Origin of the sequence: Desulfosporosinus lacus DSM 15449, assembly GCF_900129935.1 — a bacterium.
Classification (GTDB): domain Bacteria; phylum Bacillota; class Desulfitobacteriia; order Desulfitobacteriales; family Desulfitobacteriaceae; genus Desulfosporosinus; species Desulfosporosinus lacus.
In genome coordinates this window covers 55856-74481 of record NZ_FQXJ01000011.1, presented here as the reverse complement: position 1 = coordinate 74481, position 18626 = coordinate 55856, and the positions used below count along the sequence as shown (strand labels likewise).

Here is an 18626-nt window from a genome sequence, read left to right as displayed (position 1 = left end):
CGTGATTAACTTGACTCATTGGCGCAGCGGTACACAACCCATGTCTTATCCTTTAAATCCACATGACCCGCGTAATCCCGCCCAGAAAAATAAGGATTTGCCCTCACTCCCAAAAGTATATCAAGATTTCTTTCGGGAAATAATCCGTTTCGTTCCTGAGCAACGAGTCTTTATCGACCCCTTTTTCACCTTAGGCTATGGCATTGATGCCAGCTTTTATCGCTTAATCCCTAAGGTGGTTGTTAAAGTCGTCAATAATGAAGAAATGGCGGCGATTTTGAAAATTGCTCAAACCTTACATACACCGGTTACCTTCCGATGTGCCGGGACCAGTTTATCGGGGCAGGCTTTAACTGATTCCGTCCTGCTGGTGGTCCAGGGAGCATGGCGGCACTATGAGGTTCATGAAGACGGCAAGGCCATCTCCCTGGAACCGGGTATCCTTGGCGTTGAGGCAAACCGCTACTTAAGATCTTATCGCCGCAAAATCGGACCGGACCCGGCCTCCATTGATCACTGCATGATCGGAGGGATCGCAGCCAACAATGCCAGTGGCATGTGCTGCGGTACTGCCGATAACAGCTATAAAACAGTGGCAGACATGCGCCTTATTTTCGATGACGGAACCCTGCTTGATACGGCAGATCCTGCCTCTTGCCGTGATTTTTTGCAAAGCAGACCGGATCTTATCCGCCAAATAGAAGGCATTCGGGACGAGCTAAAGGCCGATCCGGAGCTGACTGAGCTGATTAAAAAGAAGTACAAAATCAAGAATACCACAGGCTACAGCATCAATGCCTTTGTGGACTTTGAGGACCCTCTTGAGATTATCAAGCATGTCATGATCGGTTCGGAAGGGACTTTAGGGTTTATCTCGCGGATTACCTATAAAACGGTGTTTGAACATGACCATAAAGCCTCGGCTTTAATCATTTATCCCGATATGGACCATGCTTGCCGCGCTGTGATGAAGCTTAATAGAGATTTAGTATCCGCTGCGGAAATGATGGATCGAGTTTCCCTTAGAACCATGGAAGACGAGCCCGGTATGCCTGATTATTTAAAAACTCTCTCAGAAGAGGCAACCTCCCTCCTGGTGGAGGTCCGGGCCGAAAATCGTGAGCTTCTGGAACAACGAATTCAAGAGGTTATATTACGGTTGGAGAGCGTACCGACGGTTCTGCCCATTGACTTTACCTCGGTAAAATCCGAGTATGAAACCTACTGGAAAATACGCAAAGGAATTTTTCCAGCCGTGGGTGGAATCCGTGAACAAGGGACTGCTGTGATTATCGAAGATGTGGCCTTTCCCTTAGAACGATTAGCCGAGGCCACCATCGACCTGCGAGCTATTCTTAATAAATTCGGTTACCATAAGGCCATTATCTACGGACATGCCCTGGACGGGAACTGGCACTTTATCTTTACCCAGAAGTTCGAGACGGAGGAAGAAATCAAGCAGTATTCGGGACTAATGAAGGAAGTTAATGAACTGGTTGTTAAGAAATACAATGGTTCCCTGAAAGCCGAGCATGGAACCGGGCGGAATATGGCTCCCTTCGTCGAACTGGAATGGGGGAGCAAAGCCTACCAGCTGATGAGACGGATAAAAACCGCCTTTGATCCCTATGGTCTACTAAATCCCGGTGTGATCATCAATGACAACAAGAATGTTTATCTGGAAAACTTAAAAATGATGCCTCAGTCTCATGAAACCATTGATCGTTGTACCAACTGCGGCTTCTGCCAGGATATCTGTCCTTCCAAAAATTTGACCACAACTCCACGGATGCGGATTATTCTGCAGCGTGAAATTTCCTACCTTAAAAGGACGGGCCGAGATCCACAGCGGTTAACGCGCTTGCAGAAGGATTATGACTATGCCGGAAATGCCACCTGTGCTACGGATGGACTCTGTGCCAAAGCCTGCCCGCTGTCCATTAATACCGGCGACAATTCCAAATATCTGCGTTCCCAGGCCATTACTCCCACCACTCGCTTCATTGCCCAACGTCTGTCAAAAAATATGAATGGGGTAACCACCTTTATGCGCTTTGGCCTGGGGGCAGTGAATGCAGCTCATTCACTCCTGGGAACCGGGGTTATGAATAAACTTGGGTCTAAGGCCTTCCTTGTAACGAAGAATCGGATTCCTCTCTGGAATCCTTGGATGCCTGGCCGAGGGTCCGCTCCCCAAACGAGATCCGGTTCTGCAACAGGACCCTTGACTACGGCGCAGGCCGCTTCCCCGGGGTCAGAACCCTTGAAGGTAGTCTATTTCCCCAGTTGCATCAGCCGCTCTATGGGGCCTGCTCGTCAAGACAAGGATCAAAGACCTCTCCATGAAGTGATGCTGTCCATCTTAACCAAAGCTGGCTATGAAGTCATCATCCCACCGGACATGACGAATTTATGTTGTGGTATGCCCTGGGAAAGTAAAGGCTTCTTTCAGATAGCTGATGAGAAGAGTGACCAACTGGAGAAGGTCCTGCTCAAAGCCAGTGAAAATGGCAAATATCCAATCCTCTGCGACACCAGCCCCTGTCTCTATCGCATGAAACGGGCCTTTAAATCCGGGATTAAGCTTCATGATTCCGTGGAGTTCACCCACGATTTCTTGATGGAACACTTAAAGTTCAGACAGGTCCCGGAAACGGTAGCCGTTCACGTGACTTGTAGTTCGGTTAAAATGCAGATCAGCAATAAATTTAAAGCCCTGGCCGAAGCCTGTGCGGAAAAGGTGATTATGCCTGATGATGTTCATTGCTGCGGCTTTGCAGGAGATCGAGGATTTTCTTTCCCAGAGTTGAATTATTCTGCCTTAGCAGGACTTAAACCCTCCCTCCCCAAGGAGTGCACTTCAGGTTATTCCAATAGCAGAACCTGTGAGATCGGGCTTTCCTTGCATAGTGGAATCAGCTATCAATCCCTGATGTATCTTGTGGATCGTGCTTCATCGCCGCTCCCACTTGAGTAACGTCAGTTAGCCCGGAGACTAAAATCTCCGGGCTAATCTTTGACGGGATTAAACATTATGAAATCCCCTCATATAATTCAGTCTGTACTCTGCTGACGTTAAACCGTCTATAGGTTGATGAACATAATCGAGATAATCAACTGAATAGCACATGTTCTACTATTTAGGTATGCAGTATGACTGTACTTATAGCTATTGCAGTCATAATCCGATGCCATACTAACCAATGTTCACCAAATTTTCTCTTTAACATACATGTTGCTATTAATGCTATAATGGCAAACATGCAGATAAATCCCATTACATAGCCGATAATTGGGATTGTACTTACCACCTGAAAGGAAAACACCATATGTATCAATCCTGCTACGACTAAAACATAACCTGCCGGTTTATGTATAGTCATTAGTAACCTATCAACAGATTTTATACCAACCCGTTTGGTAACAAATTTCGCTACTACAATAAAAAACGCACAGATAGCAATCTTTGCTGAAAGGATGTTGATTAACATCATTAAATAACTCATTTGGTTTCCTCCAATTCTTCCAACTGCATTAGTTAACTTTTACAATACCAAGTTTACAAGATGCTTCTAAATAATCAGATGATAAAATCTAAACAATTCCTAAACTATTTTTGCGTAAAGAAAACTTGGCAGGCGCAGGCGTCTGCCTTAGTTGCACTTATACCACCAGAATTATGCTACTCAAAACATATACTTTCTGGATAGGTATAAAAAAACCATGCAGACGTTAGCCTCTGCATGGTTTTAAAGAATTCTAAACTCTATGCATTTAGTCGATACCCAGCTCCCCAAACTGTTTCTATGATTTTGGGATTACTAGGGTCTTCCTCAATCTTTTCTCGGATACGATTAATATGTACCATCACCGTTGCACTGGCACCCACATAATCATATCCCCATATTTTTACAAAAAGCTGCTCCTTTGAAAATACAATATCAGGGTTCATCGCAAGAAACTTCAGTAGTTCGAACTCCCGATTTGGAAATTTGATTTCCTGTTCACCACGATAAGCTTTATAGCTCAATGTCATTATCTTTAAATTCCCAATCTGAATTGTCCCCTGCTGTGCTAGTGTATCCAGCGCCGGTTTTTTCTTCAAGTCACCGCCGGCTAATCGTTCATATCTGCTTAAGTGGGATTTTACTCTTGCCACCAATTCCGCCGGATCAAATGGTTTGGCAATATAGTCATCTGCCCCAAGACCTAAGCCACGTATCTTATCAATGGATTCTGTTTTAGCCGTCACCATCAAGATAGGAATATCTATTTTGTCACGTATTTCCCGACAGATATCATACCCACTGCTGCCCGGCAACATTAAGTCCAATAATATTAAATCATAGTCTCCTGCCAGTACCGCGTCTACTACCTTACAGCCATCCTGAATCAGTTCTGTTTCATATCCGCTGATTTCTAAGTAATCTTTTTCCAGCATAGCTATTTCATTGTCATCTTCTACAATTAGAATCTTGCTCACTGCACGTCCTCCGTTACCTTCGGTAAAGATATTACTATTTTCAGTCCATTATCATTCTCTGCTGTGATGCTTCCGTCATATGCCTCTACAATATATTTTGCGATATATAAACCAAGACCATTTCCCTCACTGTTTTTCTTACTCCTCGACTCGTCTCCTCTATAAAACTGTTCAAATAAGTGCGGAAGTTTATCTAAATCCACACCACTTCCATTATCCGAAACCACGATGACCTCTCGGTGATTCTCCTGGATAAGTGAAATCTTAATCTCCAAAGAATCCGTATTGGCATATTTTAAGCTATTCTCCACCAAATTCGTTAATACCCGTTGCATTTGATCTATATCGATAGATGCCCTATGAATCTTTCCTGATGTATCAAAGGAAATACTGGCACCTTTTGTCTCTAAATCATTTTTGCATCCTTCAACAAACTTCCTGATAAATTCGTTTAAGTCAGTCACTTGCAGATAGAAGGGCATGTTTCCCGTTTCCATTTTGGAAAAGTAGAACAAACGTTGCAATAGGACATCCATTTCACAAGCCTTCGCATAAGCAATGTCCAGATATTGATTTTGTTTTTCCGGAGTATTGGCAATTCCATCTTTTATACCTTTAATATAGCCTTTTACAGAAGTAAGCGGTGTGCGTAAATCATGTGAAATACCTGATACCATATCCGTTCTCGCCTTCTCGTAAGTAGCATTTTTTTTCTGTTCCTCGAATAAATAGCTCTGCATATGATTAAAGGAAGTACATACTGTCACAAATTCATCCTCTCCTGCATAAACAATCGGATCTTCTAGATTTTTTTCTTCAATTCGTTTTGCGGCATCCATCAGCTGATCAATAGGTTTCATAATACGTTCTACAAGGCTCTTAGTAAATAACTGACTAATTCCCAAAATAGCTAAAATAGCTGCCAAACCAATTAGAATAAAACGAATAATAAATCTTTCAAAACTTGTACCAAACCAGGTGAATTCATCCTCGGCGTTATTTACAGCAACGATGTTATATTCATGATCGTCGACTAGAATAGATTTTCTTACGACAGTCAAGGAATCCCGATAATATACGCTGGCATGGTCTCCCACTATATCAATTACTTTAAGAAAATCCGTCAGTTCTTCTTCATCATCAGACTCAAAATTGGAGTATTTTTTCTTATCATCTACCATCACAAATAATTGGTAATCGTATTTTGAAAGACTCTTACTAAGAGTTTCATAATCAAGCATGATTTCAGGTGATTGTTCAAACAAGCTTTGGACCTCAAACACATTTTCATCCAGCTTCGCCTTGGCATTCTCTGTATTGATATTTTCATTTAAATTAACCAAGGCTGCAGTGATGGCTAGTAAGGTAACCAACGAAACCAAAACCATGACTGTATTAGAAATGAAAATTCTGTTTCGTATTTTCATACTGGCCTCTCTTCCCACAACACAAAGGGTTTACTACGGTTGATCGTTCCCTGTCATTGATTCAATAATACCTGATATCATAAGCACAAACAATGCTACCCTCCAAAAAATTGACTATCCCATTTTTTGCTCATTTCTACTATTCATTGATTGCAGGAGGTCTAAGGATGAACACAAACGATAGGGTAAGAGCGGAGCTGTCCAATTATGAGTAAATGCAAATGAATATTGATCCCGAATTCGGATCAATATTCATAATTGGACATGAGGGATCAAAACTAGGAATCGTGATCGACGGTACACGCAATCATCCTATAAAAATAATCTTTACTACTTGGCAAGCTTATTTTAACTGAACTTATAGATGCGTTTGACAAGTTTAAGGCCAAGAGATATAAGGCGTGGGTTGATTTTCTGCCCGAACCTTATGCCTGAATTGAGAAAGTTCTTGCGCAGTACAGCATATAGCTTTTCATCCTTTTCCTTAATAAACTCCCAAAGCTCGTCTGCCTTGCAGCTAAGCATTTCGTCTCCTGGAATATAGATATGAGTGACAGTGATGGCGATCATCATTGAAAGATAGAAAATCATGTAGCGTCTGAGCTTCTCGCCTTCAATGTCCTGAAAAAGATCGTAGGCCTCAATCATCAGGCGCGTCACTTTAAGTTGCTGGTCAATCTGCTTGATCATGACCTGGGTGTTGACGGATTGACCGGGCCGGCCAATGAGATAGTGATATGGAGAACAGTCCAGATATACTAAGCGCTTCACATAGGGCAGAGGTAGATAGGCGACAAGGTTGTCTACATAAAAAGTGTGTTCCGGCAGCTTGAGGCCGCACTCTCGCAGCAAATCCGTCCGGTAAAACAAGGAGTGCATGAGCATTAGCTGGTCGAAGCGAAAACGACCCATACTGTCCCAGGTAATAACCTTGCCTTGTGGAAAAACATTACTAAAGCGCATGACTTTATGCTTACCGTTATAGGAATATTCGTAGACATAGTTCGTGATCAGCAGGTCTATGGAGCCAATGCCGCGCAGCAACGAAAGTACCGACCTGTAGTCGGCAGTATCCAGCCAGTCGTCGCTGTCGACAATCTTAAAATACCTACCTGTGGCCACCTCCAGTCCGCGGTTGACAGCCGAGCCATGTCCACCGTTCTCTTTCTGCTCAAGGCGGACAATTCCGGGAAAACGAGCGCAGTATTCCCGGGCGATCTCCGCCGTGCTGTCCGTAGAACCATCATCCACCACAATAACCTCCACCTCCTGCCCGCCCTTAACTACACTGTCCAGGCAGTGGCGAAGATAGTCCTGCGAATTATAGGATGGTACAACAATTGATAAAAGTTTGATAGTTTTCATCTCCAGACTATCTTCATTTTGTCCGTTTTAGTTTCAGCGACTTCGTGTCCTTCTGACGATTCGTGTGCCACAGGTTCCCGAGCGCTTCTCCGTATTGTCCGTGTAGGGATCTAATGTAGAGGTAACCTCCAAGGGGCAGGAGTGCAGCATATTGTATCAGGTGCAACAGCAAGCTTGCTGACAGTGCCGTAGTCGGATTAATTCCTAGGCCCCCAAGGGCCAGAATTGTCCCGTATTGAAAAAGGCCGATGGCACCGGGCGTGGCCGGTATAAAATTAATAATATTAGTGGCGGCAAATACGGCAAGGGACAGCCGAATGGACGCCACCCAGGGGAAGCCGAAGGCGACAAGGCCAATCCAGGTCGATACAAGCAGGATAACCCATGAAAGGAGCACCCAATTCATCATTTTCACGGTGCCAACATTTAAATAGTCACTGAGATAACTACGCAGCGGCGAATGAAAAAAGATGAGAATCACGAACACTATAAACGCGGCAATACTGAGAAAAGTAAGAATCCACAAGGCATTTAACAAATTTTGGTCTTTAAATCCGGCAAAGGGAACTGCGGCGATTGAGAGAATCATAATTGCCGCGAAATCTGCCATGGCCGGAATAACCAGCAGGTTTGTTATCTTTATGGCACTGTATCCCTTCGGAAAAAAAGCCGCCCGCAACCCCTCTCCGACGTGGAAGGGCAAAACCATGTTCGCAGCATGACCTATACCCACGATTTGAAGAGCTGTCATTCTGTCCATGTCCCGGTCAATACCCCGTGTATAGGCGAGTCCACGAATATAGTTGGCATACGCAAAGATAGCCACTGAAACCAGCGCAAGGCCCCAATTGATGTCAGCCTGGAAAAGCACGCTCACATGCAGGCTTTTGAGCGCCTCAATCGAGTAATAAATAATGACGACGGTCATGATTATACCTATAAACAGCTTTAGTTTTGTTTTCGTGGGCATTCATTTGCTCCCTTGGTCCAAGATTCTGTTAGGTCGTGTTTTTTCTTGAATGTGCCTTAATTAAATTTATAGACTCTGCGTGCTATGTTATATAAGCTGATGGTAATTTTATTGCCGGAACTTCCGGGCAGGTTGGCAACGATCCTCAAGAACCTGATACTTGCATGCCGGTACAGGCCGTTATCGCAACTTGCGAGGAAGGACCAAAGCTCTTTTTCCTTCCTATTATCTTCCTTTGTGCCGGAAATCCTTAAGAATACTGTGCAAATTATCATCATCATGGCTAAATAGCTCAGCATATAGTCGGATAGCTTTTTGCTGGTTATGCTCCCAGGGAGATGGTGACATCCTATCATGATGCGCGTTACCAAGAGTTGTTGATCAATTCTTCTAAGCATGACACTTTCATTGACAGATTGGTCCTCCCGCCCGATAAAATAATGGTAAAGATCCACATCCAGATAGTAGATAGTTTTCACTGAAGGCAGGGGCTGATAAACAAAAATATTATCGACATAAAAGGTATGCTTTGGCAATTTAAGGCCACATTCGTGAAGTAGTTGTGTTCTATAAATCAACGAATGCATCAGAAGATATTTCCAGGGGGGGAACTTCCTCATGTCATCCCAACCGAAGATCTGATTGTGGGGAAAGACATTGCTATAATTAATGACGTGCCTAGTCCCTTCCAGTAGCTTTTCATAGATATAGTTGCAGACCAGCATATCAGGAGCAGCGTTGCCACCCACGAAGGTTTCAAGGGTGTGCAGCACCTCAATCATACCTGGGCCATCGAGCCAGTCGTCTGAATCGACCACTTTAAAATAAAGACCGGAAGCGTTTTTTAGGCCGGTATTGACCGCTTCGCCATGTCCTCCGTTATCTTGATGGATCACCCGTACTATATCAGGGTATTGCAAGGCATATTTATCGGCAATTTCTCGGGTGTCGTCGGTAGACCCATCATTGACAATAATAACTTCCACATCATTTCCACAGGGAAGAAGAGAATCGATGCAGCGTTCCATATAAGCCGCTGAATTGTAGCAGGGTACGGTAAATGTAATTTTTTTCAACATAAGCTCCCTTTCTGCAGCTTTTATTCTGCCTAAAAACTACCAAACTCATTACTTCATTAAGGTGTCAGCAAGCTCCAAGGCCTTCTTAACTATGGCGTCCATGTTGTAGTATTTGTACTCCGCTAGCCTGCCCAGTAAGTGAACTTGGGGAAATTCGTCGGTAAGCTTCCGGTATCGCTCATAAAGGGTGGTGTTTTCAGGGTTTTGGATTGGATAATAGGGAGTCTCGTTGTCGGCACCCGTATAAGCCCGTGGATATTCTTTGACGATGGTCGTTCGTCCGTCCAGAGCTTGTCCTGTGAGGTGTTTGAATTCGGTGATACGGGTATATTCTTGGTCAACAGGATAATTCACAGTCCCCCTGGACTGGTACCAGGTGATATCGTAAGTTTCAAAGACAAAATCCAAAGTCCGGTAGGGTAGGCGGCCGTAGCGGCAGTCAAACAGTTCGTCTGTCGGTCCTGAGTATATTACGGTGCCGTTGAACGGGGAACCGTCAAAAAACACTTTCCCGGATTCCAGCCGGAGCATCCTGCGGGCATCGGAATTAAGCCGGAGCTCTATATTGGGGTGATTTAACATGTACTCGAAGAGCGAAGTATAGCTCTGGGCAGGGATACCCTGATAAGTGTCCTGAAAGTAGCGGTTATCATAAGAGATAACGACAGGGACACGGGCGGTAACCAAAGCATCGATTTCGTCGGGAGCCAGGCCCCATTGCTTTTGCGTGTAATATAAAAATATGTTGTTGTATATGAAATCCGCAAGGTCTGCAAGGTCTGTATCAGGCTGTCGACGCAGATCCAAGATGGGTACCTTGCTTGCGAGGCCATAGATGGCGATCAGCTTTTGCTCTATACGCGTTGCTTTGGAAGACTCAAAGGCCAAATGGAGCGAATTAAGATTAAAAGGAATAGGTATTAGCTTTCCGTTTATGTCGCCCACTACCTCGTGGGAGTAATTTCGCCATTGTGTGAACCGAGAGAGATAATCGAAGACCCTTTTGTTGTCCGTATGAAAGATATGGGGGCCAAATTGATGGACTAAAATTCCGCTCTCACTGAGGTGATCATAAGCATTTCCACCTATATGGTCCCTCATCTCCAGGACAAGCACTTTTTTACCTGCCCGCTCTGCCAGTTCACTCGCTATAACTGTGCCTGCCATGCCGCAACCGACGACAAGACAGTCGTACATTTCTCTTTTTTTCATGTTTCTGTACCCTACCTTCAAAATTCTAAGGAACAAAGCCGCTTAGAATAAAATGAATAATAAATCTTTCAAAACTTGTACCAAACCACTATGTTATATTCATGATCGTCTACCACAAGAGATTTTCCTACGATAGTCAACGAATCCCTATAATACACGCTTGCCTGGTCTCCCACTAAAAAATCAAATGCTTTCATATAATTCGTCGTTTCTTCTTCATCATCAGGCTCAAAATTCGAGTGTTTTTTATCGTTATCTACCGTCACAAATAATTGGTAATGGTATTTTGAAAGGCTCTTACTAAATGTTTCATAATCAAGCACGATTTCAGTTGATTGTTCAAACAAGCTTTGGACCTCAAACACATTTTCATTCAGCTTCGCCTTTGCAATCTCAGTATTGATATTTTCATTCCTGAATGAATTAACCAAGGCTCCAGTGATGGCAAGTAATGTAACCAACGAAACCAAAACCATTACTGTATTAGAAATGAAAATTCTGTTTCTTATTTTCATACTAACCTCTCTTCTCACAACACAAAGGGTTTACTACGATTGATCGTTCTGCTACCCTTCAAAAAATCGACTATCCGATTTTTTGCTCATTTCTACTATTCATTGTTAATTGCAGCATAGCCTCAACTGCCCGTTCCGTTGAGCGACCGGGTAAAGCGACGGCCGCTTTCTCGCGAACTTTCTCCATTTCTTTTGGATTGCTTAAAAAACGTTTTAGGATCCATTCCAGTTCTTCTTCTGTGCCTGCAACCTGCCCTGCACCTAAACGTTCTACAAAACGCGCATTTTCTTCTTCTTGACCTGGTATGGCCTTATAGATAACCAGCGGCAAGTGCTTCGTTAGTGCCTCAGAAACTGTTAAACCTCCCGCCTTAGTAATAATCAAGTCGGAAACGGACATTAGTTCCTCTAGGTTATGAACGTAACCTAAGCGTACCATGGGGTTAAGTGATTGCTCGATAACCTCTCCTAAAGAATGATAAAGTCTTGTATTCTTACCACAAACAACAATAGTCTGGACTGGTTCAGGAGAATCTGCCAGTGTTTTGCAGATTCTTGTTGCACTTTTTGAACCCCCATAGGCTCCCCCCATGACTAGAAAGGTGGGGATATTTGGTCTCAATCCTAACCTGGAAATTATGTGCCCCCGATCCATTTCCAGGTCGAATTTTGGGCTGACCGGGATCCCCGTCACGAGAATACGTGGTGCCTTGATTCCCCTGGATACTAAACTTGCTTTTACTTCCTCACAGGCCACCATGTATTGATCAACCCCGGGATGAACCCAGTGACTGTGGAGAGTATAGTCTGTTATTACGGTGATAACCGGTACCTGAAGAAGTTGTTCGAGTCTCAGCTGGGCTAAGATCGAAGAGATGGTTGGATAGGTACAGACAATGAGATCTGGTGCAAAGGCCTGAATGTATTGAAGAAAATCCCTGCGGCCCAATTGTTTCAGAAAACCTTGAATCCTCGATTCAGGTTGTAATCTATCAGTGATATTATACAGTTTTTTCCAGATCTTTGGGGTATGTTTAGTCATCTCAAGGTAAACATTTTTGGCCATTGTGTTTAGCCGCTTACTCAAAAAATCGCCAAAATCCAAGTGAATGATTTCTGCATCAGGCGCCTTAACACGTAAGCCTTCAATCATGGCTTGTGCAGCCCGGAAATGTCCGTTTCCAAACCCAGCAGAAAACACAAGAATCCTTAACTGTTTCAACCCTATCCCTCCCTCTCAACATTCTTTTTTAATTGTTGATAAACAAAATCAAGAAACCCAGCAGAAGTGGAAATCGTTAGAGGAATCAAGATTTCTGACGCTTTGGTATAACTCTCTTCCGAACACCCGCTCTCCAATGATACTAAGGGATATAGACGGGCTGAAAAACGAGCATTATAATCAATCCATTGAGCTGGGTGAGAAAATGGCAGATACATACCACTCTTTGCCGGAAACTTAGCCCAGTTTTGAGTCGCCCAGGCTTCGAACTCTTTGTGACCGTCGAAAACACTCCCCAAGGAATGGTGTGGTTCACACATGTCCTGTACTAGATGTAGCGCAGCTCCGAGAAAGAACATTCCTTTATCGACGTCCTTTGGAAACAAAGTGAACGCCCGATTGAAATAGCACTGGCACTCACCTGTTGCACCCGGCCAGATCATGCTCCCTTGCTTGTCGGGATGGCTATAAAAGTGGTTAACGTTCTTCCAACCCCTGTCAGCCCAGTATAATCCTTTTGCTAGCATCGAATGATGATTCTGGAATAATCTGGCGACCTCCTCTTTTCCATCATGAGTCAATGTAACATAGGCCTGTTCCAGACAGTGAACATGGGTTTCTCCAGGTTTGTCAAGAAAATATTGCAACGGTCCCGCTGACGCGAGAAGTAATTTTGTTACCTTAACAAGGGTTTGGCCAATAATTCCCTCATACATTCCAATTCAGCACCTTTTCTTTTCTTTTCTTTTCTTTTACAATACCAAGTTTACAAAATGCTTCTAAATTATAAGATGATAATATCTAAACAATATCTAAACAGTTCCTAAACTATTCTGGCGTAAAAAACCATGCAGACGTTAAGCCGCTGCATGGTTTTAAAGAATTCTATAATTTAGGCATTTGGTCGATACCCTGCTCCCAAACCGTTTCTATGGGATTACCAGGGTCTTCCTCGAAGGACGAGGGGACGGGAAAGAGGAAGAAGTTTTTTTAACGGAGCTTGGAGATCAATTGAGGATTATGTCGAGGAAATTCACCGTGTACAGGCTTCGAAAGGCTTAAAACCGTAAAGCGACGAAATAAAAGCTGGCGCACATTTTCTTTATAAGTTATGTGTGCCAGCCTTTATTTGTTGATATTATATTTTTTAGCCATTTGACGTTGCAGTATTTTATAAAACATGTGATTTTTCGTGATCATGTAATAATAAATTCAATAAAAAGCCACACGAATTCTGTAATTTCAGTCGTATTACCCTTTTAATCCTGGAAATTACCTATAAGCATATTTCTCATACTTAAGGATATTCTTTTACCCACAAACCGCTTTATTTCATTAATTGATCTAAACCAGCTTCCGACGTTAACTTTTCAAGATTATTAAATATCTTCTCTTCGTCCCAGTTCCACCATTGAAGCTTTAGCAAAAATTCAACTTTTTCATCACTGAAACGCTTATTCAGTTCACCGTCAATACGGCCTTCCTCACACAGCTTTTGAATCCGGCGCTCGGAGATGCCCCACTTTTGTGAAGCTTCTTTTGGAGTAATATAATTCATGAGTTCCTCCTTGGATCGAACCTTTTATTTTATTATATACGTTATAACGAATAATATCAGGGCAATGATCTGCTGTGGACACTCAAAAACGTAAAAAGGCAAAAAATAAATGGGGCGAATTGCCCCATAGCCGCTGATATCTATTTACGCTCTATCACGACGATCATCTCTAGGTGCCTTGAGGAGATGCCGTACCCCTCTGGTATCCCCTTGGCAGAAGGCCATATTTCAGAAACAGTCGACTGGATAAATGATGAAAACTAATTACAGGGCAGTTGTATGCCACGCCAACCGCTTACATCGCATTGGCCATATTCATTATCACCCACAGCCACCACCATACCATCCGATTTAAGACCGACGGTATGAAGGTAACCGACAGCAACCGCCACAATATCGCACCCGTCGCTTACACCGCATTGGCCATACCGATTATTACCCACACACGTCACCGTTCCGTCAGATTTAAGACCAACTGTATGACGACGACCCGCCGCTATGGTATCTTTGGGAATTGCCCATAATACCTTGCTGAACCGAACTACGCTGTTAATCCGGCCTTCCTCGCACAATTTTCATTTTTGTTCTTTTACTGAATACTGTTCTATTGCTTCTTCAACATACTGATTTAATGATTTGCCCTCTATCAAGGCCCTTTGGGCTGCCTGTTTATGAAGCTCAGGGGTTATCCTTACATTAAAGCTACCTTTATACATCTTTTCCGGTTCTTTACCGTTCAAATTGCACAGTTCAAGATAATCCTCAACCGCTTCTTCAAATGCTGACTTTAGTTCGCTGACACTACTGCCTTCATAACTGATTGAATCATTTATGCCTTCAATCTTGCCATAAAAAATCTCGTCTTCTGTGCTGTAATGCACTGAACCAATATAATCTTTGTATATCATCACATCTTTCATAATCAAATCACTCCCTGATTTTTCAACTCTTCAATCAACTGCTCGACTTGATATTTCTTCAATATATTTCCCGGATGCGGTTTATGAAGTCTTATAATATGTCCTGTTTCACAGTGGGCGAAAGCAACCCTCGACCCCGAAGTACGCCCCCTGTTGTCTTCTTTGTAACCAAATTTCGCTAACAGACTTCTTGCTTCATCATATTCAAAGTCGATAGGTCTATTAAGCAATCTGTCTATAAGTTTATCTCTTTTGCTCATCGTGCACCTCTTATCTTTAATATATTATCAAAGATAAAAATATGCAACTAAATATTAGTTGCATATTCCATTGCGTTCTATCCTTTATCCACAATTATTACGCTAATAAAAAACAAATTAAGCGGGTATATCGAATAGTAATACCGTCTTTGATTTTACGACAATAATACTTGGACTACAAGGTATTGATATCATCCGTACCAATGTAAATAATGGCATATTTACTGTGAGGAATTAAGTAATGGTCGGTTAAGAATTGCTGCAGGCACAATGTACGTAGCAATTAAGAAAAATTTTCGTAACCGATCCATTTTGCCAGTGACTAAAGGCTTATGAATAGCCGCTTCATAAAGGCTCTCTTGATTACTTTTCGACGGTCATTTTTAGATTTGTATCTGGGAGAGCCTTTATTTGCTCTGCCTGTTGGATGTAGGAATCTTATGCCTGCTCATTCTCCGCATGCACATTCTCCTTCAACGACTTCATCAAGAAATCAATCACACTCTTTTTGAAAGTGCATTCGAAGTAACAGTTACCCTAATTATTCCACTACCCTCCATGGTTTATTTAGTACCTTTTCAATAAATATTCTTGCGATTTCCGGATCGAACTGGGAACCAGAGTTATTTCGAATTTCAGCAAGGGCTTCTGCTTCACTCAATGCATTCCGGTATGATCGTTCACTGGTCATTGCATCATAAGTGTCAGCCAAAGCGATGATTCTCGATACCATAGGGATAGCATCACCTTTTAAACCTTTCGGATATCCTGCACCATCCCATCTTTCATGATGTGCCAAGATATAATCTGCTAAATCTAACATGCTAAACGATGAGCTGAGTATTCTATATCCGATGTCAGGATGCCGACTACTTTCATTTTTCTCCTGCTCTGTAAGTTTTCCAGGTTTATTAAAAAAACGCTCTTCGATTGCGATTTTCCCTATATCATGAAGGAGTCCGACTACTTTAAGCCTACTTACTTCAATTTCTGACAAGCCCATTGCCTTTCCTATAAATTGGCAGATCTCGCTAACTCTTTGAGAGTGTTGCTCTTCCCTTGGATTCTTTTCGTGTAGAGTACGAATAATTGTACTTATTGTATTATCCCGTAAACTTTCATTCTCAATAATCTTATGTTTATACATATTATCCTCCGCACTTTTGAGGACTTTTAGTATATCTTGATCGGTTTCTTTCTTTGCATCCCAACCAAATGAGATACTGACACGAATGCCGTTAACATAGACATCCGAATATTGGTCTTTGATTCTATCAACGATTTCTCGAAAATTACTTATTTTTGCATCAACTTGCCTGCTAATTTCGCTCAGTGTCGAATCTCTGGTATTTGTAATCTTCGTTTTGTTGGTAGTTTGTTCTGATGTCTCATATACAGCGGCTTCTGTGACTGGAATTACTTGCGTCGTATCAGCGGCAGCCACTTTGGAAGTATGATCACTAATATTATACTTATTGTATTTCCCGTGTACCTCCCCAGAGGATTTAAGGGAAAATCAGAGTCCCTGAAACTTCTAAATCAGGAAACCAATACGACCGAACTGTTTCCTGTTTCCTATAGGTCCGAAAAAGATCAATATCCAGGTCCTTAAACCCGTAAACCACTATAATCTCCTGATCAGGATCAACAATCCAAAACTCCCTGACCCCGGAAATCATATAGGTATTCAGCTTATCCACCATATCTTTAGACCTGGTGCTTGGCGATAAGATCTCAACAACCAAAACCGGCGTGCCCATATATCGGCCTTTTTCATCGGTGGTCTCAGCCACATCACAAGCAACAAGCAGATCGGGCTGCATTACATCAGGGTCTTTGAAACCTTCTTTCCGGAAATGTACATCGAAAGGGGCATAAAATACCTTACATCCTTTCCCTTTGAGATACTCCTTGAATCCAACATATAAGTTTCCCGAGATTTCTTGATGGATAATGCTTGGCGAGCTTAATAGCACAATTTCACCGTTGATGAATTCCATGCGCATATCGCTTTTTTCGTAGATTTCCCTAAATTCCTCATAGGAGACTTTTTTTCCTCCATACTGGTAGTCCAAAGCCTTCTCCTTTATCAGAAAATAGCGATCGCTATCTGTGAGGTAAGGTGTGAGTCTCACCGCTTTTTTACCGTTTTTGGTAATTACCACTTCATTATTATCGATTACATAATCCAAATATGTCCCGAGATTGCTTTTAAGCTCCGTGGCTGTAATTATATTGTTCGATTTTTGATGACCTTCATTATCTATATCGTTCATAATTCTAATCACCTCGCACGATAATTATATAATATCGTGCGATAATTATCAATCTTTTAGCTCACTGCGACCTTTGGGGCAAGCTTAAGCATAGTCCTTTCTTTGATCCCAATCTCGATGATACTCTGCACTAAACAGATAAAACGTATGTGATAATTATTTTACAGTGCAAATTTTAAAGCTGTAATATATTCTTTTCGAGCTCGTTGGCTGATTTCAGCCGTAGGAATCATACAAAACAAAAACCTTCCCTAACAATTAAGTTCGGAAAGGTTATAAATATCACTATAAGAGTCCGCTCTCATCAGTTACAAGGTGGCAGGGTACATTCTCCACGATCTGTTGGAAAGCTTCAAGATACTTTTCTTTTGCTAAATGTGGGTTGCAACGGCGAACTCTTTCTAATACTGTCTTTTCAGTTTCATGGCTATCATTCTAAACCCTCTGCTTACTCACCTTCGGCGGGACAACAATGATGATGTTGATGTTTGTGGTGCCCATGACCTTGGTGCATACCTTTTTTCCGGCACGAACCATGATGCCCTGAGCCATGTCCGCGGTGCATCCCCCCTCCATGAGAATCCTCTGCCGCTTCCAAATTTGCGCACAATTTCTCCGTAAGGATAAGGAGTTGTTCTCGTTCATCCTCTGTTAAAGCCTTGAAAAAGGATTCTACGAAGGCATCTTTGCTTTCAGCAATTTTCTCAACCGCTTTTTTCCCCTCCTCGGTTAAATAGATGCGCATTACCCGCTGATCCTTATCATCTTGTTTTCTCAGAATCAGGCCACTCTGCTCCAGCTTTGTCAGCATCTCTGTCATTGAAGACGGACGTACATCCAGTTGCTCTGCCAAATCTCTTTGGCTGGCACCGTCATTTTGCAAGATTATGCGCAGCAAGTTTGCCTGTCCATGATAAAGTCCACCTTTTCCGTGTCCTTCTCGATGGTACGAGCGGTGCATCTGCCGATTTAAGCGATGCAAAGCCTGATATAACTTATTTGTATTTGTTTTTGACATATCTTTTCCTCCTAAAATTCCAAATAATACTTAGGTACCTAACTTATATTTAATATACTAGGATTTTTTATCAATGTCAACAGAAATATTTAGGTTCCTAATCATTCTCCTGTCCCCCCGTTTCTCACTCCTATGTAAAAAAACACTCTTCCTTTTTCAGTATAGTGTGTCGTACCCCAGGTCATAAAGCTGGGGCACTCACACAGGATTCATGGGAATGGGAATCTGTCCGCTTCCTCCTGCGTGAAAAGCTAAACGACGAATTCCCACTCTACTGTTCAAAGTATCCCTCGTCATGGAAAGTTTACTTGACACAAGTGC

Annotated in this window: 18 protein-coding genes; 1 reads left to right on the top strand and 17 read right to left on the bottom strand. The window is 42.6% G+C overall.

Annotated features, from left to right (window positions below):
- The first annotated feature begins 10 nt into the window (after positions 1–10).
- Positions 11–2977: an FAD-binding and (Fe-S)-binding domain-containing protein gene (locus BUB11_RS15490; protein WP_073030663.1), complete on the top strand. Its 2967-nt coding sequence runs from the start codon at positions 11–13 to the stop codon at positions 2975–2977.
- A gap of 163 nt (positions 2978–3140) precedes the next feature.
- On the opposite strand, the gene BUB11_RS15485 is transcribed toward BUB11_RS15490, so the two are convergent.
- The 17 genes from BUB11_RS15485 to BUB11_RS15405 all read right to left on the bottom strand — a co-directional run bounded on the left by BUB11_RS15485 (position 3141) and on the right by BUB11_RS15405 (position 18305).
- A complete protein-coding gene (locus BUB11_RS15485; RefSeq protein ID WP_073030662.1) occupies positions 3141–3506 on the bottom strand; it encodes a ferric reductase-like transmembrane domain-containing protein in 366 nt (121 codons plus the stop codon).
- Positions 3507–3766: 260 nt separating this feature from the next.
- Entirely contained in the window at positions 3767–4483 is a 717-nt protein-coding gene (locus tag BUB11_RS15480; RefSeq protein ID WP_073030661.1) for a response regulator transcription factor, read from the bottom strand.
- Positions 4480–5910 carry a sensor histidine kinase gene (locus BUB11_RS15475; RefSeq protein ID WP_073030660.1) on the bottom strand — a complete coding sequence of 477 codons (1431 nt, stop codon included), beginning with the start codon at positions 5908–5910 and terminating at the stop codon, positions 4480–4482. The genes BUB11_RS15480 and BUB11_RS15475 overlap by 4 nt, the downstream gene beginning before the upstream one ends.
- A gap of 348 nt (positions 5911–6258) precedes the next feature.
- Positions 6259–7275 (bottom strand): glycosyltransferase family 2 protein, encoded by a 1017-nt coding sequence (locus BUB11_RS15470; protein WP_073030659.1) that lies wholly within the window; start codon positions 7273–7275, stop codon positions 6259–6261.
- A 13-nt stretch (positions 7276–7288) separates the two neighbouring features.
- A complete protein-coding gene (locus tag BUB11_RS15465; protein ID WP_073030658.1) occupies positions 7289–8245 on the bottom strand; it encodes a lysylphosphatidylglycerol synthase domain-containing protein in 957 nt (318 codons plus the stop codon).
- A 56-nt stretch (positions 8246–8301) separates the two neighbouring features.
- Positions 8302–9324 carry a glycosyltransferase gene (locus BUB11_RS15460; protein WP_073030657.1) on the bottom strand — a complete coding sequence of 341 codons (1023 nt, stop codon included), beginning with the start codon at positions 9322–9324 and terminating at the stop codon, positions 8302–8304.
- A 48-nt stretch (positions 9325–9372) separates the two neighbouring features.
- The gene (gene glf / locus BUB11_RS15455; protein WP_084110319.1) at positions 9373–10536 is read right to left on the bottom strand and encodes a UDP-galactopyranose mutase; all 1164 of its coding nucleotides are present in this window, start codon (positions 10534–10536) and stop codon (positions 9373–9375) included.
- A 68-nt stretch (positions 10537–10604) separates the two neighbouring features.
- Complete coding sequence (locus tag BUB11_RS15450; protein WP_073030656.1) at positions 10605–11051, bottom strand: hypothetical protein; 447 nt, start codon at positions 11049–11051, stop codon at positions 10605–10607.
- A gap of 70 nt (positions 11052–11121) precedes the next feature.
- Complete coding sequence (locus tag BUB11_RS15445; RefSeq protein ID WP_073030655.1) at positions 11122–12273, bottom strand: MGDG synthase family glycosyltransferase; 1152 nt, start codon at positions 12271–12273, stop codon at positions 11122–11124.
- A 2-nt stretch (positions 12274–12275) separates the two neighbouring features.
- Positions 12276–12989: a zinc dependent phospholipase C family protein gene (locus BUB11_RS15440; RefSeq protein ID WP_073030654.1), complete on the bottom strand. Its 714-nt coding sequence runs from the start codon at positions 12987–12989 to the stop codon at positions 12276–12278.
- Positions 12990–13600: 611 nt separating this feature from the next.
- Positions 13601–13831 (bottom strand): hypothetical protein, encoded by a 231-nt coding sequence (locus BUB11_RS28295; RefSeq protein ID WP_084110318.1) that lies wholly within the window; start codon positions 13829–13831, stop codon positions 13601–13603.
- A gap of 260 nt (positions 13832–14091) precedes the next feature.
- Entirely contained in the window at positions 14092–14403 is a 312-nt protein-coding gene (locus tag BUB11_RS15430; protein ID WP_084110317.1) for a hypothetical protein, read from the bottom strand.
- A 3-nt stretch (positions 14404–14406) separates the two neighbouring features.
- On the bottom strand, positions 14407–14751 hold the full coding sequence (locus BUB11_RS15425) for a type II toxin-antitoxin system HicB family antitoxin (RefSeq protein ID WP_073030653.1): 345 nt from the start codon (positions 14749–14751) through the stop codon (positions 14407–14409).
- Between the two features lie 2 nt (positions 14752–14753).
- Positions 14754–15011, bottom strand: coding sequence for a type II toxin-antitoxin system HicA family toxin (locus BUB11_RS15420; protein WP_073030652.1), 258 nt, complete (start codon positions 15009–15011; stop codon positions 14754–14756).
- Positions 15012–15552: 541 nt separating this feature from the next.
- Positions 15553–16455 (bottom strand): HD-GYP domain-containing protein, encoded by a 903-nt coding sequence (locus BUB11_RS15415; RefSeq protein WP_345788583.1) that lies wholly within the window; start codon positions 16453–16455, stop codon positions 15553–15555.
- Positions 16456–16516: 61 nt separating this feature from the next.
- Positions 16517–17287: a type II toxin-antitoxin system Phd/YefM family antitoxin gene (locus BUB11_RS15410; RefSeq protein ID WP_073030651.1), complete on the bottom strand. Its 771-nt coding sequence runs from the start codon at positions 17285–17287 to the stop codon at positions 16517–16519.
- Between the two features lie 448 nt (positions 17288–17735).
- Positions 17736–18305: a MarR family winged helix-turn-helix transcriptional regulator gene (locus BUB11_RS15405; protein WP_073030650.1), complete on the bottom strand. Its 570-nt coding sequence runs from the start codon at positions 18303–18305 to the stop codon at positions 17736–17738.
- Positions 18306–18626: the final 321 nt, after the last annotated feature.

Excerpts from the sequence above, each read along its gene's own strand:
- BUB11_RS15425 (WP_073030653.1), bottom strand. The coding sequence starts at position 14,751 with ATGAAAGATGTGATGATATACAAAGATTATATTGGTTCAGTGCATTAC.
- BUB11_RS15420 (WP_073030652.1), bottom strand. The coding sequence starts at position 15,011 with ATGAGCAAAAGAGATAAACTTATAGACAGATTGCTTAATAGACCTATC.
- BUB11_RS15465 (WP_073030658.1), bottom strand. The coding sequence starts at position 8,245 with ATGCCCACGAAAACAAAACTAAAGCTGTTTATAGGTATAATCATGACC.
- BUB11_RS15450 (WP_073030656.1), bottom strand. The coding sequence starts at position 11,051 with ATGAAAATAAGAAACAGAATTTTCATTTCTAATACAGTAATGGTTTTG.
- BUB11_RS28295 (WP_084110318.1), bottom strand. The coding sequence starts at position 13,831 with ATGAATTATATTACTCCAAAAGAAGCTTCACAAAAGTGGGGCATCTCC.
- BUB11_RS15475 (WP_073030660.1), bottom strand. The coding sequence starts at position 5,910 with ATGAAAATACGAAACAGAATTTTCATTTCTAATACAGTCATGGTTTTG.
- glf (WP_084110319.1), bottom strand. The coding sequence starts at position 10,536 with ATGAAAAAAAGAGAAATGTACGACTGTCTTGTCGTCGGTTGCGGCATG.
- BUB11_RS15405 (WP_073030650.1), bottom strand. The coding sequence starts at position 18,305 with ATGTCAAAAACAAATACAAATAAGTTATATCAGGCTTTGCATCGCTTA.
- BUB11_RS15460 (WP_073030657.1), bottom strand. The coding sequence starts at position 9,324 with ATGTTGAAAAAAATTACATTTACCGTACCCTGCTACAATTCAGCGGCT.
- BUB11_RS15470 (WP_073030659.1), bottom strand. The coding sequence starts at position 7,275 with ATGAAAACTATCAAACTTTTATCAATTGTTGTACCATCCTATAATTCG.
- BUB11_RS15485 (WP_073030662.1), bottom strand. The coding sequence starts at position 3,506 with ATGAGTTATTTAATGATGTTAATCAACATCCTTTCAGCAAAGATTGCT.
- BUB11_RS15440 (WP_073030654.1), bottom strand. The coding sequence starts at position 12,989 with ATGTATGAGGGAATTATTGGCCAAACCCTTGTTAAGGTAACAAAATTA.
- BUB11_RS15410 (WP_073030651.1), bottom strand. The coding sequence starts at position 17,287 with ATGAACGATATAGATAATGAAGGTCATCAAAAATCGAACAATATAATT.